The sequence below is a fragment of the Mycobacterium appelbergii genome (assembly GCF_032883035.1).
In the GTDB taxonomy this organism is placed as follows: Bacteria; Actinomycetota; Actinomycetes; order Mycobacteriales; family Mycobacteriaceae; genus Mycobacterium; species Mycobacterium appelbergii.
This window is the reverse complement of the sequence record NZ_JAMQTH010000011.1, coordinates 222,001-247,719: the sequence shown is the minus strand read 5'-3', so window position 1 is coordinate 247,719 and position 25,719 is coordinate 222,001. Positions and strand designations below refer to the sequence as shown.

Annotated in this window: 28 protein-coding genes and 1 tRNA gene; 9 read left to right on the top strand and 20 right to left on the bottom strand. The window is 67.0% G+C overall.

Annotated elements, in window-relative coordinates; genetic code table 11:
- Positions 1 to 127: 127 nt before the first annotated feature.
- Positions 128 to 262 carry a hypothetical protein gene (locus M1247_RS25005; protein WP_317159084.1) on the bottom strand — a complete coding sequence of 45 codons (135 nt, stop codon included), beginning with the start codon at positions 260 to 262 and terminating at the stop codon, positions 128 to 130.
- A gap of 103 nt (positions 263 to 365) precedes the next feature.
- On the opposite strand from M1247_RS25005, the gene M1247_RS25000 reads away from it, so the two are divergent.
- Entirely contained in the window at positions 366 to 1,244 is an 879-nt protein-coding gene (locus tag M1247_RS25000) for a PAC2 family protein (protein WP_317159083.1), read from the top strand.
- Between the two features lie 31 nt (positions 1,245 to 1,275).
- Here M1247_RS25000 and M1247_RS24995 read toward each other — a convergent pair whose 3' ends face one another.
- The 8 genes from M1247_RS24995 to M1247_RS24960 form a co-directional block, all read right to left on the bottom strand.
- A complete protein-coding gene (locus M1247_RS24995; protein ID WP_317159082.1) occupies positions 1,276 to 2,154 on the bottom strand; it encodes an SDR family oxidoreductase in 879 nt (292 codons plus the stop codon).
- Between the two features lie 25 nt (positions 2,155 to 2,179).
- Positions 2,180 to 3,418 (bottom strand): cysteine--1-D-myo-inosityl 2-amino-2-deoxy-alpha-D-glucopyranoside ligase, encoded by a 1,239-nt coding sequence (gene mshC / locus M1247_RS24990; protein WP_317159081.1) that lies wholly within the window; start codon positions 3,416 to 3,418, stop codon positions 2,180 to 2,182.
- A gap of 109 nt (positions 3,419 to 3,527) precedes the next feature.
- Positions 3,528 to 4,286 carry a 3'(2'),5'-bisphosphate nucleotidase CysQ gene (locus tag M1247_RS24985; RefSeq protein WP_317159080.1) on the bottom strand — a complete coding sequence of 253 codons (759 nt, stop codon included), beginning with the start codon at positions 4,284 to 4,286 and terminating at the stop codon, positions 3,528 to 3,530.
- A 44-nt stretch (positions 4,287 to 4,330) separates the two neighbouring features.
- Positions 4,331 to 5,158, bottom strand: coding sequence for an Rv2133c family protein (locus M1247_RS24980; RefSeq protein WP_317159079.1), 828 nt, complete (start codon positions 5,156 to 5,158; stop codon positions 4,331 to 4,333).
- Complete coding sequence (locus M1247_RS24975; protein ID WP_317159078.1) at positions 5,142 to 5,729, bottom strand: Rv2134c family protein; 588 nt, start codon at positions 5,727 to 5,729, stop codon at positions 5,142 to 5,144. The genes M1247_RS24980 and M1247_RS24975 overlap by 17 nt, the downstream gene beginning before the upstream one ends.
- 35 nt (positions 5,730 to 5,764) lie before the next feature.
- Positions 5,765 to 6,436 (bottom strand): histidine phosphatase family protein, encoded by a 672-nt coding sequence (locus tag M1247_RS24970; RefSeq protein ID WP_317159077.1) that lies wholly within the window; start codon positions 6,434 to 6,436, stop codon positions 5,765 to 5,767.
- A complete protein-coding gene (locus M1247_RS24965) occupies positions 6,433 to 7,263 on the bottom strand; it encodes an undecaprenyl-diphosphate phosphatase (protein ID WP_317159129.1) in 831 nt (276 codons plus the stop codon). The genes M1247_RS24970 and M1247_RS24965 overlap by 4 nt, the downstream gene beginning before the upstream one ends.
- Before the next feature lie 49 nt (positions 7,264 to 7,312).
- The gene (locus M1247_RS24960) at positions 7,313 to 7,624 is read right to left on the bottom strand and encodes a hypothetical protein (RefSeq protein ID WP_317159076.1); all 312 of its coding nucleotides are present in this window, start codon (positions 7,622 to 7,624) and stop codon (positions 7,313 to 7,315) included.
- Positions 7,625 to 7,698: 74 nt separating this feature from the next.
- Here M1247_RS24960 and M1247_RS24955 point away from each other — a divergent pair, with 74 nt between their 5' ends.
- The 3 genes from M1247_RS24955 to M1247_RS24945 are packed head-to-tail and all read left to right on the top strand — an operon-like array spanning position 7,699 to position 10,090.
- The gene (locus M1247_RS24955) at positions 7,699 to 8,763 is read left to right on the top strand and encodes a YncE family protein (RefSeq protein WP_410506936.1); all 1,065 of its coding nucleotides are present in this window, start codon (positions 7,699 to 7,701) and stop codon (positions 8,761 to 8,763) included.
- Positions 8,760 to 9,029, top strand: coding sequence for a DUF5703 family protein (locus M1247_RS24950; protein ID WP_317159074.1), 270 nt, complete (start codon positions 8,760 to 8,762; stop codon positions 9,027 to 9,029). Before M1247_RS24955 ends, M1247_RS24950 begins: the two co-directional genes overlap by 4 nt.
- Entirely contained in the window at positions 9,029 to 10,090 is a 1,062-nt protein-coding gene (locus tag M1247_RS24945; protein ID WP_317159073.1) for a quinone-dependent dihydroorotate dehydrogenase, read from the top strand. Before M1247_RS24950 ends, M1247_RS24945 begins: the two co-directional genes overlap by 1 nt.
- 59 nt (positions 10,091 to 10,149) lie before the next feature.
- Here the strand turns inward: M1247_RS24945 and M1247_RS24940 are convergent, their stop codons facing one another.
- The 3 genes from M1247_RS24940 to M1247_RS24930 form a co-directional block, all read right to left on the bottom strand.
- Positions 10,150 to 10,272, bottom strand: coding sequence for a hypothetical protein (locus tag M1247_RS24940; RefSeq protein WP_317159072.1), 123 nt, complete (start codon positions 10,270 to 10,272; stop codon positions 10,150 to 10,152).
- Positions 10,273 to 10,378: 106 nt separating this feature from the next.
- Positions 10,379 to 10,909 (bottom strand): YbhB/YbcL family Raf kinase inhibitor-like protein, encoded by a 531-nt coding sequence (locus M1247_RS24935; RefSeq protein WP_317159071.1) that lies wholly within the window; start codon positions 10,907 to 10,909, stop codon positions 10,379 to 10,381.
- A gap of 21 nt (positions 10,910 to 10,930) precedes the next feature.
- Positions 10,931 to 12,274 (bottom strand): M20/M25/M40 family metallo-hydrolase, encoded by a 1,344-nt coding sequence (locus M1247_RS24930; protein WP_317159070.1) that lies wholly within the window; start codon positions 12,272 to 12,274, stop codon positions 10,931 to 10,933.
- 84 nt (positions 12,275 to 12,358) lie between these two features.
- Between M1247_RS24930 and M1247_RS24925 the strand changes: the two genes are divergently transcribed.
- Positions 12,359 to 12,444 (top strand) — tRNA-Leu (locus M1247_RS24925).
- 19 nt (positions 12,445 to 12,463) lie between these two features.
- On the opposite strand, the gene M1247_RS24920 is transcribed toward M1247_RS24925, so the two are convergent.
- The 5 genes from M1247_RS24920 to M1247_RS24900 form a co-directional block, all read right to left on the bottom strand.
- Positions 12,464 to 16,492: a bifunctional nitrate reductase/sulfite reductase flavoprotein subunit alpha gene (locus tag M1247_RS24920; RefSeq protein ID WP_317159069.1), complete on the bottom strand. Its 4,029-nt coding sequence runs from the start codon at positions 16,490 to 16,492 to the stop codon at positions 12,464 to 12,466.
- Between the two features lie 109 nt (positions 16,493 to 16,601).
- Complete coding sequence (locus M1247_RS24915) at positions 16,602 to 16,991, bottom strand: universal stress protein (RefSeq protein ID WP_317159068.1); 390 nt, start codon at positions 16,989 to 16,991, stop codon at positions 16,602 to 16,604.
- A complete protein-coding gene (locus M1247_RS24910; protein WP_317159067.1) occupies positions 16,988 to 18,526 on the bottom strand; it encodes a tripartite tricarboxylate transporter permease in 1,539 nt (512 codons plus the stop codon). Before M1247_RS24910 ends, M1247_RS24915 begins: the two co-directional genes overlap by 4 nt.
- Positions 18,527 to 19,051 carry a tripartite tricarboxylate transporter TctB family protein gene (locus M1247_RS24905; protein ID WP_317159066.1) on the bottom strand — a complete coding sequence of 175 codons (525 nt, stop codon included), beginning with the start codon at positions 19,049 to 19,051 and terminating at the stop codon, positions 18,527 to 18,529.
- Positions 19,048 to 20,001, bottom strand: coding sequence for a Bug family tripartite tricarboxylate transporter substrate binding protein (locus M1247_RS24900; protein WP_317159128.1), 954 nt, complete (start codon positions 19,999 to 20,001; stop codon positions 19,048 to 19,050). Before M1247_RS24900 ends, M1247_RS24905 begins: the two co-directional genes overlap by 4 nt.
- 121 nt (positions 20,002 to 20,122) lie before the next feature.
- Here M1247_RS24900 and M1247_RS24895 point away from each other — a divergent pair, with 121 nt between their 5' ends.
- Genes M1247_RS24895 through M1247_RS24880 form a run of 4 tightly spaced genes read left to right on the top strand, consistent with a single transcriptional unit; the run spans position 20,123 to position 23,899 of the window.
- Positions 20,123 to 21,760: a sensor histidine kinase gene (locus M1247_RS24895; protein WP_317159065.1), complete on the top strand. Its 1,638-nt coding sequence runs from the start codon at positions 20,123 to 20,125 to the stop codon at positions 21,758 to 21,760.
- The gene (locus M1247_RS24890) at positions 21,753 to 22,412 is read left to right on the top strand and encodes a response regulator (protein ID WP_317159064.1); all 660 of its coding nucleotides are present in this window, start codon (positions 21,753 to 21,755) and stop codon (positions 22,410 to 22,412) included. The genes M1247_RS24895 and M1247_RS24890 overlap by 8 nt, the downstream gene beginning before the upstream one ends.
- Before the next feature lie 43 nt (positions 22,413 to 22,455).
- Positions 22,456 to 23,178, top strand: coding sequence for a type 1 glutamine amidotransferase (locus tag M1247_RS24885; protein ID WP_317159063.1), 723 nt, complete (start codon positions 22,456 to 22,458; stop codon positions 23,176 to 23,178).
- Between the two features lie 46 nt (positions 23,179 to 23,224).
- The gene (locus M1247_RS24880; RefSeq protein ID WP_317159062.1) at positions 23,225 to 23,899 is read left to right on the top strand and encodes a phosphoribosyltransferase; all 675 of its coding nucleotides are present in this window, start codon (positions 23,225 to 23,227) and stop codon (positions 23,897 to 23,899) included.
- Here the strand turns inward: M1247_RS24880 and M1247_RS24875 are convergent.
- The 3 genes from M1247_RS24875 to M1247_RS24865 all read right to left on the bottom strand — a co-directional run bounded on the left by M1247_RS24875 (position 23,896) and on the right by M1247_RS24865 (position 25,672).
- On the bottom strand, positions 23,896 to 24,282 hold the full coding sequence (locus tag M1247_RS24875; RefSeq protein ID WP_317159061.1) for a hypothetical protein: 387 nt from the start codon (positions 24,280 to 24,282) through the stop codon (positions 23,896 to 23,898). The genes M1247_RS24880 and M1247_RS24875 overlap by 4 nt on opposite strands.
- Before the next feature lie 75 nt (positions 24,283 to 24,357).
- A complete protein-coding gene (gene wag31, locus M1247_RS24870) occupies positions 24,358 to 25,176 on the bottom strand; it encodes a DivIVA-like cell division protein Wag31 (protein ID WP_317159060.1) in 819 nt (272 codons plus the stop codon).
- Between the two features lie 205 nt (positions 25,177 to 25,381).
- On the bottom strand, positions 25,382 to 25,672 hold the full coding sequence (locus tag M1247_RS24865) for a YggT family protein (RefSeq protein ID WP_317159127.1): 291 nt from the start codon (positions 25,670 to 25,672) through the stop codon (positions 25,382 to 25,384).
- Positions 25,673 to 25,719 lie beyond the last annotated feature (47 nt).

Sequence of the window (25,719 nt, the reverse complement as noted above, 5' to 3'; positions counted from 1 at the left end):
TTATCTCTGCCGAGCGTGGCGGATACCGGCAGAGCCCGGACCCGTTGCAACGCCTCTCGACCAGAAAAGTCTACGTCGTCACTCCGTCGAGGTCTGGACGCCCAACTCGTCTCTGCGATCACCACAGCTAGCTGGATTGCAGGCGAACGCATTTCGCCTCGACCGCGTCGGCGGCCGCCTCGAAATGGTTGCGATGGTGCAGCTGGGTGCCCACGGCTCCAGCGCCCACCAGCACCCGGGTGGAATCGTCAACAGCAGTCACATCGACAGGGTAGTCCGTCTATGCAACCTGTTCTTCGACCAAGCTCCGCAAACGGCGCTGCGCACAAGCACAGACAGCGTCACGCAGGGCTTACGCTGGCAGTGTGACGCCGTCATATCCGAACGCTGGTCGGTCTCTCGAACTGCCCGAACTGCAGGACGCCATCGTGGTGGCGGCCTTCGAGGGCTGGAACGATGCCGGCGACGCGGCCAGCGACGCGCTGGATCACCTGGATTCGATCTGGGAGGCCGAACCGATCGTCCAGATCGATGACGAGTCGTACTACGACTATCAGGTGAACCGGCCGGTGATCCGCCAGGTCGACGGCGTGACCCGCGAGTTGGTGTGGCCTTCGATGCGGATATCGCACTGCAGACCACCCGGCAGCACCCGTGATGTGGTGTTGATGCACGGCGTGGAACCCAACATGCGATGGCGGACCTTCTGCGCCGAGTTGCTGGCCATCGCCGACAAGCTCAACGTGCAGACCGTGGTCATCCTCGGCGCCCTGCTGGCCGACACCCCGCACACCCGTCCGGTCCCGGTGTCCGGCGCGGCGTACTCGTCGGATTCGGCGAAGCTCTTCGGTCTGGAGGAGACCCGCTACGAGGGCCCCACCGGAATCGCCGGGGTGTTCCAGGACGCCTGCGTGCAGGCCGGCATCCCTGCGGTGACGTTCTGGGCGGCGGTCCCCCACTACGTGTCACAACCACCCAATCCGAAAGCGACCGTCGCCCTGCTGCGCCGGGTCGAGGATGTGCTCGACGTCGAGGTGCCGTTGGCCGACCTGCCCGCCGCCGCCGAGGAGTGGGAGGAAGCGGTCACCGAGATGACCGCCGAGGACGAGGAGATCGCCGAGTACGTCACCTCGCTCGAAGAACGCGGTGACGCCGAGGTGGACATGCACGAGGTGCTGGGCAAGATCGACGGCGACGCGCTGGCGGCCGAGTTCGAACGCTACCTGCGCCGCAGAGGCCGCTGAGCGGCCATTCGGATACAGCCCGCTGAGCGGGCTACTTCTCCAGGGCCTCGGTGCGGGCGCTGGTCGACCGGCCCAGCGCAGCGACCTCGGCGTCGAGTTCGGGCAGCAGCTCGGGGGTGAACCTGCGGATGTCGCGCTCACCGAGTGGCGTGGCGACAACCGGCCGGATCCAGCGGAACAGCCCGACCCATTCCGGGCAGTAGATGCGGCTCTTGCGGCCCTCGATGCCCTTGACAAAGGCTTCCCCACATTTGGCGACTGTGGTGGTCTGCTTGAGCGGCCCCGGCATCCGCCTGAGCATCTCCCGGAACGTCCCGAGATCCGATTTGGCGTCCTGCACCAACGGGGTGTCGATCCAACTCATGTGCGCCGAACCCACGTCGACACCGCGGTGGGCGACTTCGAGGCGCAGCGTGTTGGCGAAGTACTCGGCGCCGGCCTTCGAGGCGTGGTAGGCGGCCAGGCCGGGTGCGGAGGTGAACGCCGCCAACGAGGACACCACGAGTACATACCCACGCCGCTCGATGACCGACGGCAGTGCGGCGCGGACCGTGTTGAACACGCCGACCACATTGATGTCGATGACCCTTTTGAACGCCTCCGGGTCCACCTGCAGCACCGATCCGAAACTGGCGATACCGGCGTTCGCCATCACGACGTCGATGCCCCCGAAGCGCCCCACGGCCGCATCCACCGCCCGTTGCATGGCGGGCAGATCCCTGACATCGGCGACCGCGGTCAGCACGTGCTCGTCGCCGCCGAGTTCGGCTGCCAGCGCGGCCAGCGGTTCCACGTCGACGTCGGTGAGCACCAGTTTGGCGCCCTTGCGCCGCAAGCGCCGGGCCACCTCTTCACCGACCCCGCGGGCGCCGCCGGTGATGAGGACGACCTTGCCGTTCATTGAGCTCATGACGGTCAACGTACGCCGACGGGTGTTACAGGTCTACACCCAGCAGCGCGTCGACCGCGGTCGCCACCGTCCGGCCGGCCTCGGTGTCGTGGCCGCCGAAGGTCAATGCGTCGGTGCACCAACCATCAAGTGCGGCAAGGGCTCTGGGAGTGTCAAGATCGTCGGCCAGATACTGGCGCACCCGCGCCACCACGTCGGTCGCATCCGGGGCGGCGGGCAGTCGCACCGCGCGTCGCCACTGGGCGAGCCGAGCGTTGGCCTCGTCGAGAACCTGCGGGCTCCAGGACCGGTCGGCGCGGTAATGGCCCGCGAACAGACCAAGCCGCACCGCCGACGGGTCCACCCCATCGGCGCGCAACTGCGACACCAGCACCAGGTTTCCACGGCTCTTGCTCATCTTGTGCCCGTCCCAGCCGATCATCCCGGCGTGCACGTAGTGGCGGGCGAAACGTCTTTGCGCCGTGACCGATTCGGCGTGCGCGGCCGAGAACTCGTGGTGAGGGAAGATCAGATCACTGCCGCCGCCCTGGATGTCGAGACCGGTGCCGATGCGGCTGAGCGCGATCGCCGAACACTCCACGTGCCAGCCCGGCCTGCCGGGACCGAAGGGCGACGGCCAGCTCGGTTCACCGGGGCGCTCCGAAAGCCACAACAACGCATCGAGTTTGTCGGCCTTGCCGCCACGCTCGGGGTCGCCGCCCCGTTCGGCGAAGAACCGCAACATGGTCTCGCGGTCGTAACCGGACTCGTAGCCGAACTGGGTGGTGGCGTCGGCCCGGTAGTACACATCGGGGTACGTGGGGTCGTCGACGACATACGCGGCGCCGGAAGCCAGTAGCTTCTCGACCAATTCGATGACCTCGGCGATGGCGTCGGTGGCGGCCACGTAGTCGTGCGGCGGCAGCACCCGTAATGCGGCCATGTCCTCACGGAACAACTGTGTCTCGCGGTCTCCGAGCTCACGCCAGCCGATGCCGTCGCGCGCGGCCCGCTCGAACAGCGGATCGTCGACGTCGGTGATGTTCTGCACGTAATGCACGGTGTGCCCGGCATCCAGCCACAGTCGGTGCACCAGGTCGAATGTCAGGTACGTCGCAGCGTGGCCCAGGTGCGTGGCGTCGTACGGGGTGATCCCGCACACGTACATCGTCGCCCGCTGACCCGGCGTCACCGGCCGGACCTGCCGGTCGGCGCTGTCGTAGAGCCGCAACTGCGGACCTTGCCCGCCCAACACCGGGACCTCCGGCACAGACCACGATTGCATGGCCTCGACTCTAAGGTGCTCGCTCAGGACAGCCTCCCACCGGTAGATCGCCGCGCACAGTTCATCGAAGACAGACAACGGCGGTCGCCGATCCATTCCCGGACGGCCATCACGCCGCTCCGATCGCGTCGAGCAGCAGCGGAGCGAGCTCCTGACGACACATCACGAAGTCGGGCAGGTACGGGTCGGCGCGGTTGTACACCAGTTCCGAGCCGTCCAACCGGGAAGCGTGCAGACCCGCGGCCCACACCACACCCGCCGGCGCCGCCGAATCCCACTCCCACTGCCCACCGGCATGGATGTACGCGTCGACATCGCCACGTACCACCGCCATCGCCTTGGCCCCCGCTGAGCCGATCCGCACCATCTGGAAATCGAGGTGCTCGCGGATCCGCCACAGCACCGCCGGTGGCCGACTTGAGCTCGCGGTGATCAGGATCGGCCCGCCGCCGCGTGGTGGTGGCGGGACGACGGTGTCGCTGCGGTACACCTCACCGCGCGCAGGCAGGGCCACGACAGCGTCGGTCAGGCCGGGGCCGCCGGCCCGCGTGCGCTGCCACAGTGCGATGTGCACCGCCCAGTCCTCGCGCCGCGGCATGGAGAATTCCCTGGTGCCGTCCACGGGGTCGACGATCCACACACGGTCGGCGTCGACCCTGGACAAGTCATCAGTGGCTTCCTCGCTGAGCACCGAATCGGTCGGCCGGGCCTGCGCCAACCGGGCCAGGATCAGCGCGTTGGCGCGCCGGTCCCCTTCGTCTCCGAGGTAGTACGGATCGTAGAAACCGATCTCCTCCCGAATGCCCATCAGCAGTTCGCCGGCCTCCTTGGCCACTTCGGCGGCCAGGTCGGCATCGGTCGAGTGCATTGAGCCAGTATCGGTGGCGCCGCGAATTGGCGCCTGATCGGGGCCTAGAACGCGGGCCAGGGAATGGGCCGGTGCCGGTCCGGGGTCGGCATCACCGGACGGTCCAACAGAGCAACCGCTCTGGACCTCAGTGCGTTGATCTCACGTCCGGTGATGTGCTCGGACAGTTGCTCGCGGAGGTCTGCGCGCAGCCCCTCCCGCAGCGCCGCGACCGCGGCCAGCGTGTCATCGTCGATGGGTTTGCCTGCCCAACCCCACAGCACCGTGCGCAGCTTGTCCTCGACGTGCAGGCTGACCCCGTGGTCGACGCCGTACACCTGGCCGTCGGTGCCGGCCAGGATGTGTCCGCCCTTGCGGTCGGCGTTGTTGATGAGCACGTCGAACACCGCCATCCGGAACAACCGGACGTCGTCGGCGTGCACCAGCGTCACCTCGTCGCCTGCGTAGTCGTAGGCCTGCAGGATCGGCAGGAAGCCGGGCGGGATTCGGCCAGGCGGAAGCAGATCCACCAGATCGGGGCCTCCTTCCGGCTCGTCACCGACCTGGTCCCCCGGCTGATCGACCCACAGCTGAAGCATGCCCTGCCCAGCCGGGCCGTCCCGAATAATGGTGTGTGGCACGACATTCCATCCGAGTGCCACCGATACCAGATAGGCGCCACGCTCGCGGCCCGCCAGGGTGCCGTCCGGGAAGTCCCACAGCGGGGCCTCGCCCGCCACCGGTTTGTACACGCAGTGCACCGTGCGCGCGCCCAGGTGCGCTTCGCACAGGAAGGTGGCATTGCTGGCCGAACGGATCCGGCCGATCACCGTCAGCTCGCCGCCGGCCAAGGTCTCGCCGTCGTCGGGCTCGCCGTCAGCCCTCGACGTCATCACCGGGTCCGGCCAGCTCACCGCGCCGGTAGCCGTTGGTGCGCACACAGATGTGTCCGTCCGCGTCGAGCGGCTCCTCGCACAGCGGGCACGGCGGCCGGCCGGCCGAGATGACCCGGTTGGACCGCGCCGCGAACTCCCTGGCCGACTCGGGGGTCAAGAACACCCGTACGGCGTCGGGGCCCTCCTCGGCGTCATCGAGCACCACCGAGGCGTCGAACTCGCCGTCGGATACCGCGAGCAGTTCCACCACGATCGTCTGCGCTTCCGAATCCCAGCCCAGCCCCATGGTCCCCACCCGGAACTCGGCGTCGACCGGGGTGACCAGGGGTCGCAGATCCCCCACGTCCCCGGTCTCCGGCGGGATCGGCGTGCCGAACCGGCGGTTGACCTCGGCCAGCAACGCGTCGATGCGCTCGGCGAGCACGGCGACCTGCTGCTTCTCCAGCATCACCGAGATCACCCGGGTGTCGTGGACGGCCTGCAGGTAGAACGTCCGGTTACCGGGCTGACCGACAGTGCCGGCCACAAAGCGGTCGGGCATGCGGAAGACGTGAATTGCGCGGGCCATGGCACCTTCCAAAATACCGGTACGGAGCGTGGCGGTCAGTCGGTGGACCCGCCGACGACCGCATCCTGTGTCGGTTTTGCGGCGAGTCCAGCGCTGAGCTGTCCACCGGTGTGGTTGGTATGCACGACAAATGGCCGCACATCGGTGTAGCGGATCACACTCATCGAGGCCGGGTCGGCGGTGATGCGCTGAAAGCCGTCCAGGTGCACCCCGAGCGCGTCGGCCAGCACCGCCTTGATGACGTCGCCGTGCGTACAGGCCACCCAGAGCACATCGGTTCCATGCTGCTCGGCCAGGGCCCGGTCGTGTCCGCGGACCGCGGCGACCGCGCGCGCCTGCACCTGGGCCAGACCCTCGCCGTCGGGGAACACCGCCGCACTCGGCTGCTGCTGCACCACCGACCACAGAGGTTCTTTCATCAGATCGGCGATCTTGCGGCCCGTCCAGGCGCCGTAGTCGACCTCGGTGAGCCGCTCGTCGACGATCGGCTCCAGGTTGAGCGCGCCGGCCAACGGCGCCACGGTGCGCTCGCATCTCAGCAGCGGGGACCGCACGATCGCCCGCACCGGTAATTCGCCGATGCGGGCCACCACGGTCGCAGCCTGTTCGGCGCCGCGCTCGTCCAGATCGACGCCGACCGAGCGACCGGCCAGTGTGTGCGCGGTGTTCGAGGTCGAGCGGCCGTGCCGCAGCAGGATGACGGTCACTGCGCCGCCACCACCCCGGTGCCCAACAGCGCGAGTATGACCACGCCGAGCAGCACCCGGTAGCCGACGAACCAGTACATGCCGTGCGACACCAGGAAACGCAGGAACCAGGCCACCGCGGCCAGCCCCACCGCGAACGCGATCAACGTCGCCACCAACAACTGCGGTCCGCTGGCACTCATCCCCTCCCCGACCGGATGGAAGGCGTCAGGCAGGGAGAACAGCCCTGACGCGAACACCGCGGGAATGGCGAGCAGGAACCCGAACCGGGCCGCGAGTTCGCGGTCCAATCCGAGGAACAGGCCTGCGCTGATCGTCGCGCCGGACCGCGACACGCCCGGCACCAGGGCCAGGCACTGGGCCAGGCCGACGATGATGCTGTCGCGCCAGGTCAGCTTCTCGACGTGCCTGACCTGCCTGCCGAAGTACTCCGCCGCCGCGATCACCACCGAGAACACGATGAGTGCCGAGGCGACAAGCCACAAATTGCGTGCGCCGGTACGGATCTCGTCCTTGAACAACAATCCGAACAACCCGATCGGGATGCTTCCGATGATCACGTACCAGCCGAGGCGGTAGTCGACGTTGCGGCGGGCGGCGTCGAACAGGCCCGCGAACCACGCCTTGACGATCCGGCCGATGTCGCGGGCGAAATAGACCAACACGGCCAGTTCGGTACCCAGCTGCGTGACCGCGGTGAACGATGCGCCCGCGTCGTCGTCGAAGAACACGCGCGAGGTGATGGCGAGATGACCCGACGAGGAGACCGGCAGAAACTCGGTGAGTCCCTGCACAATCGAGAGCACGATCACTTGCAGCCACGACATGGCCGCCGGCACGTCAGTCACGACGACGACCGTACCGTGGGGGTGAAGCTCAGCGAGCGGGGCGCGGTACCGGCTGCGCGTCGGCAACCGCATCACGCACGGTGGCCGACAGGCTGCGTTCATCGGTGAGGTCGATATCGGTGAGTTTGCGGGCAGCGAGGGCGACCACGTCCTCTTCGGCCGGCACCGGGCCCGACAGGCGGGGCCGGTACACCTCGATCACCAACTGCTGACGCTCGATATAGAAGGAGAACGTGCGTCCATCACCGACCTGGCCGAACCCACTGGCGTGAACGCCCGTGGAAATATCCTCGATAGCAAACTCTCGGCCGTCGATTTCCCGGTCTGCGGCGAGGGTCATGATTGGCACCATACTCTTGCTTATGCAACCACGCGGGCAGACGCAGCCAAATGCCCGCCTGCGGCTTGCCTAGACTGACTCGACCACCATCCATTCCGAGCGAGAGCCATCCATTGCGCCTTATACCCGCAGGTCAGCCGATCCTCGCCGGCGTGGCTGCACTGGCACTGCTGCTCACGGCAGGCTGTTCGGACAATCCCGCCGACACGCCGCCGCCCACCATCGTGCCCGCGGAGGCCGCGGTGTCACCGCCGGTCACCGGGGATCCCGACGGCCAGGTCCGCCCGGTCGGCGGCGACGCCCAGTCCGCATTGTTCGATCCAGCAACGGGCACGCTGGCCGTGCTCGCACCCGGGCCCGCCGGACAATCGACACTGACCTTGCTGGCGGGCAGCGAACCGGCGCGCACCGTGCTGCTGCCCGCCGCGGCGAGCGCATTGGCAGGCGACCCGAGCGGGCGGCTGCTGCTGGCCACCCGCGGTGGCTACTTCCGGGTGAACATCAAGGACGCGTCGGTGACCGATGTCGGCATCGAGGGCAGCGAAGATGTCGACTTCACCGCGATCGCCCGGCGCGCCGACGGCAACCTGGTGCTCGGCAGCGCCGACGGGGCGGTCTACACGTTGAACTCCGAGAACACCGTCGGCGCCCGGCTCAAGATCTTCGCCAGGGTGGACGCGCTTGTCACCCAGGGCGATACCGCCGTGGTTCTCGACCGCGGCCAGACCTCGGTGACGACGGTGGACCCCACCGGCACCAAGGCCGAACACGCGCTGCGGGCAGGCGAAGGGGCCACCACGATGGCCACCGATCCGGCCGGTCGGGTACTGGTGGCCGACACCCGCGGTGACGAACTGCTGGTGTACGGCACCGACCCGCTCATCCTGCGACAGCGCTACCCGGTGCGGGCCGCTCCGTACGGGCTGGCCGGCTCCTCGAACCTGGCCTGGGTGTCACAAACGGCCACCAACACCGTGATTGGCTACGATCTTGCTACCGGCATACCCATCGAAAAGGTGCGTTATCGAACCGTGCAGCAACCCGACTCCCTGGCCTTCGACGATCAATCCGGCACCCTGTACGTGGTGTCCGGCTCGGGAGCGGGCGTACAGGTGATCCCGAATGCGGCCAAGCCATGACCGCCATCCAGCGGGGCAGGCTCCCCGCAGGTTGGGACAAGGTGGTGGCCGAGGATCTCTCCGAGGAGTACGACTGGGTGCCGCTGCGGCTACCACCCGATGTGACCAGGATCAGCGCCTCCATCCGGCTGTCGATCGAAGCGGAGTACCGCGGCTGGGAACTGACCAGGGTGCGGGCCTATACAGACGGGAGCCGACGCGTGCTGCTACGCCGTAGGAAGTCCGCCGCCACCATGCCCGGCACACCCGACCAGCCCGCGCTGTGATGTACGCCGCGCTGCGGCGCGCGCTGTTCCTGGCGCCCGCCGAGCGGATCCACGTATGGGTGTTCGCCCTGCTGCGTCTCGCGACCGGCCCCGCCCCGCTGCGCCGCATGCTGACCCGGCGCTTGGCGCCCCGCGATCCGATCCTGGCCAGCACCGTGTTCGGGGTGCGATTTCCCGGCCCGATGGGGCTTGCCGCCGGCTTCGACAAGAACGGCCGTGGCCTGACCACCTGGGGTGCGCTGGGGTTCGGCTACGCCGAGGTCGGCACCGTCACCGCGCAGCCGCAACCGGGCAACCCCCGGCCGCGGCTGTTCCGGCTGCCCGAGGACCACGCGCTGCTCAACCGGATGGGCTTCAACAACGACGGCGCGGGCGCACTGGCCGGGCGGCTGGCCGCCCACACCCCAGAGGTGCCGATCGGGGTGAACATCGGCAAGACAAAGGTGACCCCGCCCGAGGACGCGGTGCAGGACTACGCCGAGAGCGCGCGGCTGCTGGGCGGGTCGGCCTCGTTCATGGTCGTCAACGTGAGCTCACCCAACACTCCCGGGCTACGGGACCTACAGGCGGTGGCGTCGCTGCGGCCGATCCTGGCCGCGGTCAAGGCCCAGACCTCCGCACCGGTGCTGGTGAAGATCGCCCCCGACCTGTCGGACTCTGACATCGACGAAATCGCGGATCTGGCAGTCGAATTGGGGTTGGCCGGCATCGTCGCCACCAATACCACGGTGTCCCGAGACGGGCTGGCCACCCCGGACATCGCCGACCTCGGCTCCGGTGGGATATCGGGCCGTCCGGTGGCCCGTCGCTCCGCGGAGGTGCTGCGCCGGCTGTACGGCCGCGTGGGTGACCGGTTGGTGTTGATCAGCGCGGGCGGCATCGAGACGGCTGATGACGCCTGGGACCGGATCGTCTCGGGCGCCTCACTGCTGCAGGGCTACACCGGCTTCATCTACGGCGGCGGTTTGTGGGCCAGACACATTCACGACGGCATCGCGCAGCGGCTACACGCCGGCGGTTTCACCTCGTTGACCGAGGCGGTCGGATCCGCAATGCGCTGACCCGCCGGAAGAAATTCTTCCGGCGGGTCGCCGACAATTGGAGATGCCATTAATTTCGGTCAAGCGTGACTTTTACGTTTGCGGATGAATTCACCTGCATCGGCTGCGCGGTCACGCTTTTCAGCGCGACGCTCCTTGATGGTCTGAGCCGGTTTTTTCAGGTTCTTACGTTTGTCAGCCATTGTCGCTCCTCGTCTTTCGAAGTGGCAATCACTCACTCGAGACCATACGTCAGTTCCCAGAAAAAGCCAGTCCCGCAGATAAAGGCGTTTTTGTCGGCAGAAAAACCTATTTTTGCTCGTAGGTGCCGTGAATGACCACGCGGGCGATGGCCTGGCCGAACAGGTTGAACCCGAGGTAGGCCGGCGTCGCGCCGTCGGGCAGGTCGAGCTTGTCCACGCCGAGCGCGTGCACGGCGATGTAGTACCGGTGCGGACCGTGGCCGGCAGGCGGCGCGGCTCCGATGTAGCGCTTCTGGCCGGCGTCATTGGCCAGGGTGACGGCCCCACCGGGCAACTCGCTGCCGTCACCGGCTCCGGCGGGCAGCTCGGTGACCGTTGCGGGCAGGTCGGCAACCGCCCAGTGCCAGAAGCCCGACGCGGTGGGGGCATCCGGGTCGTACACCGTGACCGCGAAACTGCGGGTCTCGGCCGGGAAGCCCGACCAGCTCAGTTGCGGTGACACGTCGGATCCGCCGGCCCCCATGATCCCGCTGACCTGGTCGTTTGACAGCGGCTGCCCGTCGGTGACCGATTCCGAGGTCAACGTGAAAGTGGGCAGCTGGGGCAGGTTCTCGTATGGATCTGGCGCGGTGGTCATGTGCTCCCTTTCGTCGTTCGGTCAGCAGTGCTTGAGAAAGTGTTCCAGAACGTTCACGCCGAACTGCAGTGCATCCACGGGCACCCGTTCGTCGACACCGTGGAACAGTGCCGCGAAATCGAGCTCGGGCGGAAGACGCAGCGGCGCGAACCCGAAGCAGCGAATACCCAACCGCTGGAACGATTTCGCGTCGGTTCCACCGGAGAGCATGTAAGGCACCGTGCGGGCGTCGGGATCCAGCGCCAGCAGGGCCGCGTTCATCGCGTCGACGAGGTCACCGTCGAAGGTCGTCTCATAGGACGGCAGATCACGTTCCCAGGTGCGGGTGACGTCCGGGCCGATGAGCGCGTCGATCTCCCGCTCGAAGGCCTCCTTACGGCCCGGCAGCACCCGGCAGTCGATCATGGCCTCGGCCGTCGCCGGAATGACATTGGCCTTGTACCCGGCTTTGAGCATGGTCGGATTCGCCGTGTCGCGCAGCGTCGCCGAAACGATCTTGGCCACGCCGCCGAGCTTCTCGATGGTTGTGTCCAGATCCGGGGAGTTCACATCGAAGGAGTATCCCGTCTCCTCCGACACGGCGGCCAGGAACTGTTCCACCGCGTCGTTGAGCACCAGCGGAAACTGGTGTCGGCCCAGCCGGTCCACCGCACCGGCAATCGCGGTCACTGCGTTGTCGTCGTGCACCATCGAGCCGTGCCCGGCCCGGCCGCGCGCCGACAACCGCATCCACGACAGACCCTTCTCCGCCGTTTCGATCAGGTACAGCCGACGCTCGCCACCATCTCGGCGCGGCACCGTCAGGGAGAACCCGCCGACCTCACCGATCGCCTCGGTGACGCGATCGAACAGATCGGGACGGTGGTCGACCAGCCAGTCGGCGCCGTAGGTGCCGCCGTGTTCCTCATCTGAGACGAACGCGAACACCAACTCGCGCGGCGGGACGATGCCTGCCCGCTTGAAATGCCGGGCTACCGCGATGGCCATGCCGACCATGTCCTTCATGTCGACCGCACCACGGCCCCAGACGTAGCCGTCCTTGACCGCCCCGGAGAACGGGTGCACGCTCCAGTCGGCAGGCTCGGCGGGCACCACATCGAGGTGGCCGTGAATCATCAGCGCCCCGCGGGACGGGTCGGCGCCGGGCAACCGGGCGAATACGTTGCCGCGGCCCGGCGCACCGGCCTCGACATACTCGGTCTCGTAGCCCACCTCGGCGAGTTTCCCGGCCACCCAGTGGGCGCATTCTGCCTCCCCCTTGGTGGTCGCCGGGTCACCGGTGTTGGAGGTGTCGAACCTGATCAGCGCGCTGACGAGATCGACTACTTCATCAGCGCTCGCCACGGGGACAGTCACAGTCACCATTCGTACCACTGCAACGGGACGGGCGGTTTGGGGACCGGCCACCCGATCCGATAACCTTAGGCGCCCAACCCGCGTGGTTGGCAGGTCCGAGTGGCGGAATGGCAGACGCGCTAGCTTGAGGTGCTAGTGCCCTATTAACGGGCGTGGGGGTTCAAGTCCCCCCTCGGACACCCCAGCATCATCAAGAGTTCAATACACATCGCGCACGTAGCGCTTGTCGGCGACCAGTTCACGTTTGTAGTCGCGGGCCTGTTCCTCTGACCTGCCACCGTGCTTGCGGATGATCGTGTGCAATGCGGCGTCGACGTCCTTGGCCATCCGGCCGGCATCGCCGCACACGTAGAAATGCGCCCCGGCGTCGAGCCAGCGCCACACCTGCGCCCCGTGCTCGAGCATCTTGTGTTGCACGTACACCCGCTTGGCCTGATCACGGGAGAACGCCAGGTCCAACCGGTTGAGAAAGCCGTCGGCGACCATGTTCTCCAGATCGTCGCGGTAGTAGAAGTTCTCGCGGCGGTGTTGATCGCCGAAGAACAGCCAGTTGCGCCCACGGTGGCCCAGCGCCCGGCGCTCCTGCAGGAAACCCCGGAACGGGGCGATCCCGGTGCCCGGGCCGACCATGATCATCGGCGTGGCGGCGTCCTCGGGCGGACGGAAATGCGGTGACCGCTGCAGGAACACCGGGGCCGCGGCCGCCCGGTCGGCCAGAAACGTCGAGCACACTCCAGCCCTCGGGCTGCCGTCGGCGCCGCGGTACCGGATCACCGAGGCCGTCAGCTGCACCTCGTGCGGGCTCACCAGCGGGCTGGAGGAGATCGAGTAGCTGCGCGGTGTCAGCCGGACCAGGACTTCCTGCCACTGCTCGGGTTCGGCGCGGACCGCGAACTGGGTCACCAGGTCCAGACCGTTGCGGTTGCGCAGCCAGTTGTCGAGCCGCTCACCGGATCCGCGCAGCATCTTGGCGGCCGCCCGGTCGCCGCAGAAATCGGCGACGAACCGCAACAGGTTCGGGGTGATCCGGCAGATGTCATAGGACGAGATGAGCGCATCGCGAAGGGACTGTTCCACCCCGTCGACCTCGACGACGCTGTCACCGCTCGACGCGGTCGCGGTCAGCCACGCCTCCACCACCGCAGGATCATTGGTGGCGTACACGCCCAGTGAGTCACCGGCCGAATAGCTGACGTCGTATTCCGAGATGTCGAAACCGAACTGGCGCACCTCTTTCGTCGATGCCGCCGAGGTGAGCAGCTGATTGCGGCTCAGGGTCACCAGAATGGGTTTGGCCCTGGTGAACTCGTCGGGTTCGACCCGTGCCACGCCACCCCGCACGCGGGGCTCGGCCGCCCGGCCGGTCAGCAGCTCGGTGACGGCGTCGGCCCAGCGCTGCATCGGCTCGTCGTCGTAGGCCTCGCACTCGGTGCGTTCCAGCATCTTGGTGGCACCCAGATCGGCGAACCGGCGGTCCAACGACTTGGCGTGGCCGCAGAAATCGTCGTAGGCGCGGTCCCCGATACCGAGGACCGCATAACGGATTCCGTGCAGCTGCGGTGCGTCCGGGGCATCCAGCCGATTCCAGAAATCGACACCGTTGTCCGGTGGACCGCCATCGCCGAAGGTACTGGTCACCACCAACACGTCACGGGCGGCGGCCAGTTCGGTCAATGTCACATCGTCCATGCCGGCCAGGCTGGCGCCATCAAGGCGCCCCGCCAGGCTCGTGGCGAACTCCTCGGCGGTGCCCGTCTGCGACGCCCACAGCACCAGTGGACCGGTCGAGGGCTCGCGGACCGTCGCGCGCGAGTACCGGCCGGCCAGCATTCCGTCCACCCACAGCCGCACCGGCGAACTGACCGGAGCCGTGCTGGGCAGCACAGGAACGCCGGGCCCGGCATCGGGTAATCCCGTGAAAAACCCGGCCAGGTACATTTTCTCGTCGCCGGACAGCGTGGGTCTGGCCGTGGTGTCCACGCCGAGCGCCGCGGCAACCGGGTGAACCGACGCCGCCGCGTCGACCGAGCGCGCCGGGCGCAGGCTCACCGCGCACGCCTTGAATTCGGGCTGCAACGAATCAGGGTCCACGGCATCGTTGGTCACCGCGTTGACGGTGAGGTATTCACCGTGCTCGTCGTTCCAGTGAAACGGCGCAAAGCAATTGCCGGGCCGGACCCGGTCGCTGATCACCGCGGGCAGCACCGCACGGCCGCGTCGCGAGGCCAGCTCGACGGGCTGGCCCGCGACGATGTCCAACTCCAGTGCATCCACCGGATGGATCTCGACGAATGGCGCCGGATTGAGCTTGTTGAGCCTGTCGACCTTTCCGGTTTTGGTCATGGTGTGCCACTGGTGCTGGAGCCGACCGGTGTTTAGCACCAGCGGGTAGTCATCGTCGGGCAGCTCGGCCGGGTCCATATGCGGCCGGGCGAGAAACACCGCGCGCCGCGACGGCGTGGGGAACGCCAGCCGGGGTCGATGCCCCTGTTCGTCGACGAACAAATCCTGGCTGACGCCGTCGTTGAGGTAGCGGATGGGATGCCGGTCGGCCGCGCCACCCGGTCCCCCGACCGGCGGGCACGGCCACTGCAACGGAGTCTGACGCAACCGCGCATAGCTCGCACCGCGCAGGTCGTAGCCCGTCGCCGGGTTGGCGAACCGGCGGATCTCATCGAAGACCTGCTCGGCCGAGTCGTAGCTGAACTGTTCGGCGAAGCCGAGGTGCGCAGCGACCTCGCAGATGAGCTGCCAGTCGGGCCGGGCCTGCCCGGCAGGTGGGACTGACGCCGACAGCAGCGTCAGGTTCCGCTCGGAATTGACCATGACACCGTCGGATTCGGCCCACAACGCCGCGGGCAACACGATGTCGGCGTAGTGACTGGTGGCCGTGGTCCGGTAGGCATCCTGGACGATGACGAGTTCGGCCGATTCCAGCCCGTTGATCACGGTCTTCCGGTTCGCCATGCTGGCAACGGGATTCGTGCAGATGATCCAGCACGCCTTGATCTCACCCTCGGCCATCTGCTCGAACATTCCCACGGTGCCGGGGCCCACCTGGGCGCGGATGGCGCCCGGCTCCAGGCCCCATTGCGTTTCGACGAAGGCACGGTCGGCTGCCGAGAGCACCGCGCGTTGCCCGGGCAATCCCGGTCCCATGTACCCCATTTCGCGGCCGCCCATGGCGTTGGGCTGCCCCGTCAGCGACATCGGAGAACTACCCGGCCGGCAGATCGCGCCGGTAGCCAGGTGCAGATTGCAGATCGCGTTGGTGTTCCAGGTGCCGTGGGTGCTCTGGTTGAGCCCCATGGTCCAGCAGCTCATCCAGTCCGGCGCCCGGGCGATCATCGCCGCGGCAGTGTGGATGTCCGCCTCGGACAATCCGGTGATCGCGGCGACCCGGGCGGGCGGGTAGTCGGCCAGGAATTCCGGCATGACGTCCCACCCGGTGGTGTGCTCGGCAATGAATTGCCGGTCGATGTCACCGTTTTCGACCAGAAGGTGCAGCAGGCCGTTCAACAGTGCCAGGTCGGTCCCGGGTTTGATCTGCAGGAACAGGTCGGCCTGTTCGGCGGTCGCGGTGCGCCGTGGATCGACGACGATCAGCTTGGCCCCGGCCTTGAGGCGGTCGGCCATCCGCAGCGCCAGCACCGGGTGACAGTCGACCATGTTCGAACCGATGACGAAGAACAGGTCGGTGCAGTCGAAGTCGGCGTAGGAGCCCGGCGGCCCGTCGGCACCGAGTGACTGCTTGAACCCGGTGCCCGCGCTCGCCATACACAGCCGCGAGTTCGACTCGAGGTGCACGGTCCGCAGGAAACCCTTGGCGAGCTTGGTGGCCAGGTACTGCGCTTCCAGCGACAGCTGGCCGGACACGTAGAGCGCGACCGAATCCGGGCCGTGCTCGTCGATGACGGCACGCAGCCGCCGACCCGCCTCGGCGAGAGCGTCGTCGACCGGTGTGGGCAGCAGTTCTTCGTCACGGGTCGGCCGCAGCAATGCCGACTTCAGCCGATCGCCGTCGGCGGCCATCATCTCGGCATGCATCGCGCCCTTGGTGCACAGCCGCCCGAGGTTGGCGGGGTGCAGCTTGTCTCCGGAGACCCGGGCGATCACCGTGCGACCGTCGTCGACTCTGGTGCTCACCTCGATGCCGCAACCCACCCCGCAGTACGAGCACGCCGTGCGCGTGCTGCGGGTCGCGCCGGGAACCCCGCCATCTGCCATGGCCTCATGGTCGGTGGGCGGTGTTCCGGAAGGTTTCCGGCGAGGTTAGCGGCAGGAAAATTGGTGCTCACCGCGGGACAGGTCAGCGCGTGAGCAGTGTTTCGACTGGTCAGAGCGGTGGCTTGACCGCCAGTACCGGTTTGGGGCATTCCAGCAGCAGCCGCTGCGAGGCACTGCCGAGCAGCAGCTTGCCGACGGGGCTGCGGTGCCGGATGCCGATCACCAGCAGCTCGGCATCGGCGCGGTCCATGGCGTCGAGCAGTTCCTCGACCGCGTCGACCCCCACCGGTTGGGTGAGCTCGTAGGCGACGCCCGAGGTCTTCAGCTGATCTTCGACGTCATGCAGCGCGCCGGACTGGGCGAACGCCGGATCGGCGAGCGCGTCACCCTTCGTGGAGTTGATCACCAGCAGGCCGGTCTGACGCAGCTTCGCCTCGGCGATCGCCTGCTGCAGTGCGACGTGACCGAACCGGTCCGCGGTGTAGCCGACGACGATCATTTCGCTGCCTTCGCTTTCTGGTCGGTGTCATCCTCCACGATGAGCAGCGTCTCCTCGCTGCGGTGCATCAGCTTGAGCACCAACGGCATCAGCAGCAGCAACGCCATCAGGATGTACACGACGATGGCGACCGGCTCGGTGAACAGGCTGCTCCAGTCACCGCCGCCGAGTTGCAGGCTCTGCCGCAACTGCCGCTCGATGCGCGGGCCGAGGATCACCCCGATGATCAGTGGCAGCACCGGTAGCCCGAAGCGGCGCATCAACAATCCGAGCAGGCCCAGCACGAGGAGCAACACCAGATCGAGCGCCTGCACGTTGACCGCCAAGGCGCCGAGAGTGGCGAAGAACAGGATGCCCGCGTACAGGTACGGCCGGGGTGTGCGCAGCAGCTTGGCCCACAGCGGGGCCAACGGCAGGTTGATCACCAGCAGCAGCAGGTTCCCGATGAACAGGCTGGCGATCAGCGTCCAGATCAGCAGCGGTTCTTTGTCGAAGAGCGTGGGGCCGGGCTGGATGCCGTAGGACACGAAGGCCGTCAGCATCACCGCGGCGGTGGCATTGGTCGGCAGGCCCAGTGACAACATCGGCACGAGTGTGCCTGCGGCAGAAGCGTTGTTGGCCGCCTCGGGACCTGCGACACCTTCGATGGCGCCCTTGCCGAACTCTTCCGGATGTTTCGACAGCTTCTTCTCGGTGATGTAGGACAGGAACGTCGGCAGCTCGGCGCCGCCTGCGGGCAGGGCACCGAACGGGAACCCGTAGGCGGTGCCACGCAGCCACGGCTTCCACGACCGGCGCCAGTCGGAGCGGCCCATCCACGGCCGGCCCACCGGAATCACCTGCGTCGGCTGGCGCCGCAGGTGCGCGGCCACCCACAGGGCCTCGCCGAGCGCGAAGATCGCCACCGCGACCACCACGATGTCGATACCGTCAGAAAGCTGCGGCAGCCCGAACGTCGCACGAGGCTGACCGGTGAGGAAGTCGATACCGACCACGCCGATCGCCAGGCCCAGGAACAGCGAGATCGCGCCGCGCAGCTTGGACGCGCCGAGGACCGCGGTGACCGCGACGAGCGCGAACACCATGATCGCGAGGTACGACGGGGCGCCCAGTGTCACCGCGAAACGCGAGATGGGCGGCGCGAATGCGGCCAGCAGTGCGGTGCCGATCGCACCGGCGACGAATGAGCCGATCGCCGCGGTAGCCAGGGCCTGGGCGGCACGGCCGGCCTTGGCCATCTTGTTGCCCTCGATCGCGGTGATGACCGATGACGACTCGCCCGGGGTGTTGAGCAGGATCGAGGTGGTCGATCCGCCGTACATACCCCCGTAGAAGATGCCGGCGAACATGATGAACGCCGCGCTGGGGCTGACGTTGTAGGTAATCGGAAGCAGCAACGCCACCGTCATCGCCGGGCCGATACCCGGCAGCACACCCACGGCGGTCCCCAGCAGCACCCCGATCACCGCGTACAGCAGGTTCATCGGCGTGGCCGCCTCGGCGAACCCCTGCATGAGCCAGTCGAAGTTCTCCATTTACAGAATCCCGTCCAAGATGCCTGCGGGCAGCGGAATTCCGAGCCCGGAGTAGAAGGCGTAGAAGCTGGCCACCGACAGCACCGCGCCGATGACGATGTTGCGGATGTAGTGCCGGTTCCCCAGGATCGTTGCCGCGCCCGCGAACAGCAGCGCACCGGTGATCGCCCAGCCGAGCGGTTCGACGAGCACGATCACCGCCACGAACAGGCCGACGAGCATCCCGACCGTGCGCCAGTCACTGGGCAGGTTGGGGTCGATGTCCTCACCCGCATCGGCTTCCCCGACCGACCCGCGTGGGATCGCGATCGCCAGAACGACGGCCAGCACGATGAGGATGATGCCGATGGCCATCGGGAAAAACCTCGGCCCGACCGGATCCACTTTCGCGAAACCGGCTTCGAGCGTGAGTGCGTCGTAGACAAGGAACGCACCGACCGCGACCAGCACCGCACACACGATGTACTGGGCCTTGTCGACCGTTCTGGCCGGCGCTTCGTCTTGCGGCTCTTCGGTTGTGGTCACAGCAGCCCCAGCTCGGTCAGTGTCGACGACACGCGGTTGTCCTGGTCCTTCAGGAACTGTTCGAACTCCGGCCCGGTGACGAACGCGTCGGTCCAGCCGTTTTTCACCAGTGCCTCCTTCCATTGCTGCGTGTCGTGCAACTCCTCGAGCGCTTTCACCATCGCCTGCTTCGAGCCATCGGAAATGCCCGGTGGCGCAAGGACTCCGCGCCAGTTGGCGAATGTCAGGTCGATTCCGGATTCCTTCAGGGTGGGCGCATCCACGCCCTCGACCCGTTCGTCGCTCGATACCGCGAGCACGCGGAGTTGGCCGGCCTCGATCTGGTCGATGAGTTCGCCCGGACTCGAGGTGCCTGCGGTGATCTTCTTGCCCAGCAGTGCGGTCAGCAGATCGCCGCCGCCGTCATAGGTGACGAAGTTGACCATCTTGGGATCGACACCGACGGCCTTGGCCAGCTCCATCGGAAACAGGTGGTCGGGCCCGCCGGGTGACGAGCCGCCACCGATCGTCACCTTGCTCGGGTCGGCCTTCCATGCGGTGACGAAGTCGTGGATCGTCTTGAACGGCGAATCGGCAGGCACGAAGACCGCACCCGGGTCCTCGATCAACTTCGCCAGTGCCGTCGCATCGGAGGCCTTGATCTTCGACCCGTTGGTGTAGGTCGCGCCGACGACGCCGAGCCCCATCGTCATCATGAGGTCGCCGTTGCCGCGTTCGTTCATCAGCCTGGCCATCGCCACGGTGCCGCCGGCGCCGATCACGTTGAACACCTCGACGCGACCGGTGATGTCGGTGCTCTCCATGATCTTCACCGCGGTGCGCGCAGTGAGGTCATAGCCACCGCCGGGGCTGTTGGGCACCATCATGCGCAGCCGGTGCAGGCCCGTTCCGCCATCGTCACGCGTCACGCCGCAGGCAGTCACCAGCGTCGCCGCGACCAGGACGGCCATCACCCCGGCGCACAATCGTCTGAACGTCACAGCAGTCCCCCATCGGATTTGTGGTGCTCAGCAATACTGAACCACGAAGTGACCCACGTCACTGATGAGTACGCAAAGGAAGTAGTGGTCATTGAGTTCACCATCCGCGGTCTCCCGCCTACTCCGGAGCCGGAGCCTGGCCGGCCAGTTCCTGGTTTTCCAGTTACTGGTGGTGGCGGTGGTGCTGGTCGCGGTCGCTGCGGTGTCCGTCGCGCAATCCACCCGGGAATTCCGCGACGTCCACGGGCAGCGCATGATCGCGGTCGCCGAGAATGTGGCCTCGACGCCGGTCGTGCGGGAGCGGTACAGCGACCCGGTCGCCGCCAAGGTGCTCGCCCCTGAAGTGGACCGCGCGGTGGCACTGTCGGGCGCCGGGCTGGCCGAGATCGTGGACCCCGAGGGCACGGTACGGGCGTCCTCGGACCCCGATCGGGTCGGTCAACGGGTTGATCTCGGCGTCAGCCGGGCAGATGAGGGCCGGGCGTGGTTCGGCGACGGCGACGTCGAGGGCGTCCACAGCATCATCGGACAGGTACCGATACTGGCGACCAACGGCGATGTGCTGGCGATCGTATCGATCAGCGAGCAGTATCCGTCGGTATGGCAGGTGCTCGGCGGCGCGGGCGAACGACTGCTGATCTACCTCGGGCTCGGTGCGGCGCTGGGGCTGCTCGTGTCCTGGCTGCTGTCCCGCCGGATCAACCGGCACACCCGTGGGTTGGAGATCGCCGAGATCGCGAGCCTGGCCGATCACCGGGAAGCGTTGCTGCACAGCATTCGTGAAGGTGTCGCGGCGGTGAGCACCGACGGTGCCATCACCGTGCTCAACGACAGCGCATGCGACCTGCTCGGCGTCAGCGCCGACGCGGTGGGCCGCCGGGTCGACGAGATCGGTTTGGAGCCTGCGGTCGTCGAGTTCCTGCTGTCCGGCCAGCAGGGCCGCCCCGACGAGGACGACGTGGTGATCGTGACGGGCACCCGGGTGCTGGCGCTCAACCGGCGCGCGGCTACCAGCCAGGGACAACGCATCGGTACCGTGACCACCATGCGCGACAGCACCGAACTCGCGGCGCTACAGGCCCAATTGTCGTCGCACCGCAGCGTCACCGACACCTTGCGCGCACAGACACATGAGTTCGCCAACCAGCTGCACACGATTTCCGGCCTGGCCCAGTTGGGCGAGTTCGACGCGGTGCGAGATCTGGTCGGAACTCTGACCCGCCGCCGCGAGGAAATCAATGAGGCTGTCACACAACGTATTTCCGACCCGGCAGTCGCGGCTCTGCTGATTGCCAAGACCTCATTGGCTGCGGAAAGCGGTGTCCGGTTGGCTGTGACCGACGACAGTCACCTCGGGGCGCTGCGCCCGGCACTGGCCACCGATGCGATCACGTTGCTGGGCAACCTGATCGACAACGCGGTCGACGTATCGGTCGGCTCCGTACCCGCGCAGGTGAGTGTTCGCGTGGACGATTCGTCGGGGTTGCTCATTGTGGTGTCGGACTCGGGTCCAGGGGTACCCGGACACCTTCGGGACACCATCTTCTCCCGCGGAGTGACGTCGAAGCCGCAGGTGCCAGGCGGACGCGGCATCGGACTCGCCCTGGTACGGCTGGTCACCGCGCAGCACGGTGGCTCCGTCGAGGTGACCGACGGGTCCGACGGTGGCGCGCGGTTCGTGGTGCGGCTGCCCGCGACCGCATTGGCGGTACAAGGCGCCCATGCGTGACGTACTCGTCGTCGACGACGACTTCATGGTCGCCGATATCCATCGCCGGTTCGTCGACCGGGTCGACGGATTCCGCGTGGTCGCCGTCGCACACAACGGCTCCGAGGCACTCACCGCAGCGCTCGAGCTGCAACCCGACCTGGTACTGCTCGACGTCTACCTGCCCGACATGACCGGCCTGGAGGTGCTGCAGCGACTGCGTGCGGCGGGCTACCTTGTCGGGGTCATCATGATCACCGCGGCCCGCGAACTCGACACCGTGCGGGGTGCGTTGGACGGCGGCGCCGCCGACTATCTGATCAAACCCTTCGACTTCGACCAGCTGCGCGTGAAACTGGCGGCCTTCGCCGCCAGGGCCGATGCGTTGGCCGCCGACGGCGGGGCGGACCAATCGATGATCGACGCCCTGTTCGGCGGCACCTCAACGGGTAGGACGGCACTGCCCAAGGGGCTCGGCCCGGAGACCGGCAGCCTCGTCATGGACGCCGTCCGCCGCACCGGCGAGGTCTCGGCCGCTGAATGCGCTGAACTGGTGGGTATTTCACGGGTGAGCGCGCGTCGCTACCTCGAACACTTCCTGAGCACCGGTGCGCTCGAGTTGCGTCTGCAGTACGGCACCGGCCGGCCCGAACGCCGCTACCGCGCAACCTAGCTGTTGTTGGACGGCGATGCGCCCGTCCTGAGATAATGCCGAGGTGGCATCGAAGGTACTGTTCGTCCGCAACGAACATATGGCGACCGAAGCACTGCTGGGCGAGGCATTCAGCGAATGTGGTTTTGACATAGACACATTCGAGGTGGTCCCGGCCGATCGCGTCAGCACCCCTGCCGGCGACGTGAAGTTCCCGGACCCCACGGGTTACGACGTCATCGTGCCGCTCGGCGCCCGCTGGCCGGTGTACGACGACGCGTTGCGCAGCAGCTGGGTCGGCGCGGAGATGACCATGATGCGGACGGCAGCAGACGCCGGCGTGGGACTGCTCGGGGTGTGCTTCGGCGGGCAACTCCTGGCCCAGGCCTTCGGCGGCTCGGTCACCAGGTCTGCCACCCCGGAAATCGGCTGGTACGACATCGCCACCGACGACCCTGACCTGGTATCCACCGGCCCGTGGTTCCAGTGGCATTTCGACCGGTGGACGGTGCCGCCGGGCGCCACAGAGATCGCCAGAACCGCGAATTCGTCGCAGGCGTTCGTACTGGGACGGGCATTGGCCCTGCAGTTCCACCCCGAACTGGATCCGGACCTGCTGGAAGCGTGGCTGGCCGACGATCGCGACGGCGAAGTCGTCGGAACCGGCCGAACCCATGATGAATTACGTTTGCGGACAAAAGAACTGGCTGATGATGCGGCCTTGCGTGTGCGCTCGCTGGTCGCCGGGTTCGTCTCGAGGGTGGCTCGCGCCGAGCTGCCGACGTAGGCTGGTGCAGTCGGTAGGTGTGTTCAAGCCTGCCGCGGAGCCAGCAATGAGCAGATGGAGCAGTCTGGCCCAGCGAGAAGCCGGACACGTCTTCCAGGATCGCCGTGAGGCGGGCCGGGTCCTGGCCGGGGATTTGGTGTCTCATCGCGATGAACCGGAGTTACTGGTGTTGGGTCTGGCCCGCGGCGGAGTCCCGGTCGCATGGGAAGTCGCGGCATTCCTGCGCGCCCCGCTGGATGTGTTTCTGGTGCGAAAACTGGGCGTGCCGCAATGGCAGGAATTGGCCATGGGCGCACTCGCCACCGGCGGGGGTGTGCTGATCAATGAAGACCTGGTGCGCAGGCTCGATATCAGCGAGCGCGATGTGGACGCCGCCATCGAACGCGAGACCCAGGAATTGAACCGGCGCGAGCGGGCGTATCGCGGCGAGCGTCCCGGTCCTGAGTTTGCCGGCAAAACGGTGATACTCGTCGACGACGGAGTGGCAACCGGTGCCAGCATGCTCGCGGCGGTCCGCGCTGTGCGAACTGCGGCGCGGTTGGTGGTGGCGGTGCCGGTGGGGCCCGAATCAGTGTGCGTGCAGCTGGCCCGGGAGGCCGATGAGGTGGTGTGTACCCGCAAGCCACGGGACTTCGAGGCGGTCGGTCAGGCGTACGCCGACTTCCACCAGGTCAGTGACGACGAGGTGCGCCGCCTGCTGGCGACACCGACAACCGATTAGTTCTTCGGCTCGTCGGCTTTTTCGTCGGAAGTTTCGTCGGACACGGCGCTGGATTCCTCGGTGCCCTGTTCTTCAGGGTGGGACCCGCCATCGGACTCGGCGTCGTAGGGCTCGATCTCGTCGACCGCCGGTGCTTCCTCGGGATAGTCGACCGCCTCGGATTCCTCGACTTCGGTGGTCTCGTCCGAATCCGGGACTGCACCGTTCGCCTGCGATCCGGCCGCACTCCGCGACCGTTCCCGCAATGCGTCGATAATCAGCAGCACCACACCGATAACGCTCGCACCGATGCACACCCAGGCAATCAGCTCATTACTGGTGACCACTGCGGTCACCAGCGCAGCCAGACCGATGACAGCAAGGACAAGCGCAATGATCAGCATCGTTCAACCCTAGGTCTGATGGACCGACACGCGGTCCGGTTCCGGTCCGGCACTACTGCAGACGGTCGTCGACCGTCAGTTGTTGCCCCGATTGAACTGACCGAAACCACTTGCATCATTGTTTGCGCTGGAGTCGACCGGGGCGGCCGAGCCGCGCTGACCGAGCTCTTCGAGCTGGGATTCCAGGTAGGTCTTGAGGCGCGTGCGGTATTCACGTTCGAACGTGCGCAGTTGCTCCAACCGACCTTCCAGCACGGTCCGCTGCTGGTTGATCGTCCCCATGATCTCCGAATGCTTGCGCTCGGCGTCAGCCTGCAGTGCGTCGGCCTTCTCCTGCGCCTGACGCAGCTGCGTCTCGGAACGGGTCTGCGCGTCTGCCAACATGGCGTCCGCACGCTGACGCGCCTCGGACACGGTGGTCTCGGCGGTCTTGCGGGCATCGCTGACCATCGCATCGGCCTGGGCGCGGGCGTCGGCGAGCAATTTGTCCGATTCGGCCTTGGCCGTGCCGGTGAGCCGGTCGGCGGTGTCCTGGGCCAGGCTGAGGACCCGGGCCGCGCGGACCGCGGTGTCTTCGTTCGGCGCCGCCGCAGGTGCGGCCGGTGCCGGCGGAGCCTCGTAGACCGGCTGCACGGGAGCCGGCTCGGGCTCAGGCTCGTAGAGCGGGATGGACTGCGCCGACTTGGCACCGCCACCGCTCGACCGTGCGGAGGAGACCTCCTGGTCGAGCTCGGCGACACGCTGCCGAAGATCGGCGTTCTCCTCGATCAGTCGAGTCAGCTCATTCTCGACCAGATCGAGAAAGGCGTCGACCTCATCCTCGTTGTAACCGCGCTTGCCGATAGGCGGCTTGCTGAACGCGACGTTGTGCACGTCCGCCGGTGTGAGCGGCATTGTCTGCCCCCTTGGAGTCTTGGACCGTCAATCGATCTCAAAGTGTAAAGCCTTGTTTGCACGCAACTGGCGTCCATCCTGTCACACCAGACCCGGCGGTTGCAGTGGAGGGCAAATTTTAAGAACGAATTTCAATGTTCTTACCGGCTTTTCCACTGTCGGGCAAACGCTCTGGGCCCCGTCTCGACGAGCCCGCGAACGAGTTCTAGACGGCTGCGCCGAACGCCAGCTGCATACCGATGAATGCTGCCAGCAGCAGCACCATGATCGACAGATCGAAACGGACCGCGCCTATCGTGAGCTGCGGAATGATCCGCCGCAGCAGCTTCACGGGCGGATCGGTCACGGTCATGATGAGTTCCAGGATCACCACCGTCGCACCCTTGGGGTGCCAGTCGCGACTGAACGACCGGATGAACTCGACGACCACCCTCGCGATGAGCAGCAGCCAGAAGATGAACAGCGCAAAACCCAGAATCTGGAAGAACAGCGACAACTGAGCCGACCTCACTACAGGCAGATGTGTGACATTCGATACAGGTC

What these genes read in the sequence shown, in the direction of transcription:
- M1247_RS24930 (WP_317159070.1), bottom strand. Translation starts at nt 12,274, where the DNA reads ATGGTGACTGTGACTGTCCCCGTGGCGAGCGCTGATGAAGTAGTCGAT.
- M1247_RS24910 (WP_317159067.1), bottom strand. Translation starts at nt 18,526, where the DNA reads ATGGAGAACTTCGACTGGCTCATGCAGGGGTTCGCCGAGGCGGCCACG.
- M1247_RS24900 (WP_317159128.1), bottom strand. Translation starts at nt 20,001, where the DNA reads ATGGCCGTCCTGGTCGCGGCGACGCTGGTGACTGCCTGCGGCGTGACG.
- mshC (WP_317159081.1), bottom strand. Translation starts at nt 3,418, where the DNA reads ATGCAATCGTGGTCTGTGCCGGAGGTCCCGGTGTTGGGCGGGCAAGGT.
- M1247_RS24945 (WP_317159073.1), top strand. Translation starts at nt 9,029, where the DNA reads ATGTACGCCGCGCTGCGGCGCGCGCTGTTCCTGGCGCCCGCCGAGCGG.
- M1247_RS24880 (WP_317159062.1), top strand. Translation starts at nt 23,225, where the DNA reads ATGAGCAGATGGAGCAGTCTGGCCCAGCGAGAAGCCGGACACGTCTTC.
- M1247_RS24980 (WP_317159079.1), bottom strand. Translation starts at nt 5,158, where the DNA reads ATGACGTCGAGGGCTGACGGCGAGCCCGACGACGGCGAGACCTTGGCC.
- M1247_RS24965 (WP_317159129.1), bottom strand. Translation starts at nt 7,263, where the DNA reads ATGTCGTGGCTGCAAGTGATCGTGCTCTCGATTGTGCAGGGACTCACC.
- M1247_RS24975 (WP_317159078.1), bottom strand. Translation starts at nt 5,729, where the DNA reads ATGGCCCGCGCAATTCACGTCTTCCGCATGCCCGACCGCTTTGTGGCC.
- wag31 (WP_317159060.1), bottom strand. Translation starts at nt 25,176, where the DNA reads ATGCCGCTCACACCGGCGGACGTGCACAACGTCGCGTTCAGCAAGCCG.
- M1247_RS24995 (WP_317159082.1), bottom strand. Translation starts at nt 2,154, where the DNA reads ATGAGCTCAATGAACGGCAAGGTCGTCCTCATCACCGGCGGCGCCCGC.
- M1247_RS24915 (WP_317159068.1), bottom strand. Translation starts at nt 16,991, where the DNA reads ATGATCGTCGTCGGCTACACCGCGGACCGGTTCGGTCACGTCGCACTG.
- M1247_RS24960 (WP_317159076.1), bottom strand. Translation starts at nt 7,624, where the DNA reads ATGACCCTCGCCGCAGACCGGGAAATCGACGGCCGAGAGTTTGCTATC.
- M1247_RS24985 (WP_317159080.1), bottom strand. Translation starts at nt 4,286, where the DNA reads ATGCACTCGACCGATGCCGACCTGGCCGCCGAAGTGGCCAAGGAGGCC.
- M1247_RS24920 (WP_317159069.1), bottom strand. Translation starts at nt 16,492, where the DNA reads ATGGCAGATGGCGGGGTTCCCGGCGCGACCCGCAGCACGCGCACGGCG.
- M1247_RS24890 (WP_317159064.1), top strand. Translation starts at nt 21,753, where the DNA reads ATGCGTGACGTACTCGTCGTCGACGACGACTTCATGGTCGCCGATATC.
- M1247_RS24950 (WP_317159074.1), top strand. Translation starts at nt 8,760, where the DNA reads ATGACCGCCATCCAGCGGGGCAGGCTCCCCGCAGGTTGGGACAAGGTG.
- M1247_RS24875 (WP_317159061.1), bottom strand. Translation starts at nt 24,282, where the DNA reads ATGCTGATCATTGCGCTTGTCCTTGCTGTCATCGGTCTGGCTGCGCTG.
- M1247_RS24935 (WP_317159071.1), bottom strand. Translation starts at nt 10,909, where the DNA reads ATGACCACCGCGCCAGATCCATACGAGAACCTGCCCCAGCTGCCCACT.
- M1247_RS24940 (WP_317159072.1), bottom strand. Translation starts at nt 10,272, where the DNA reads ATGGCTGACAAACGTAAGAACCTGAAAAAACCGGCTCAGACCATCAAG.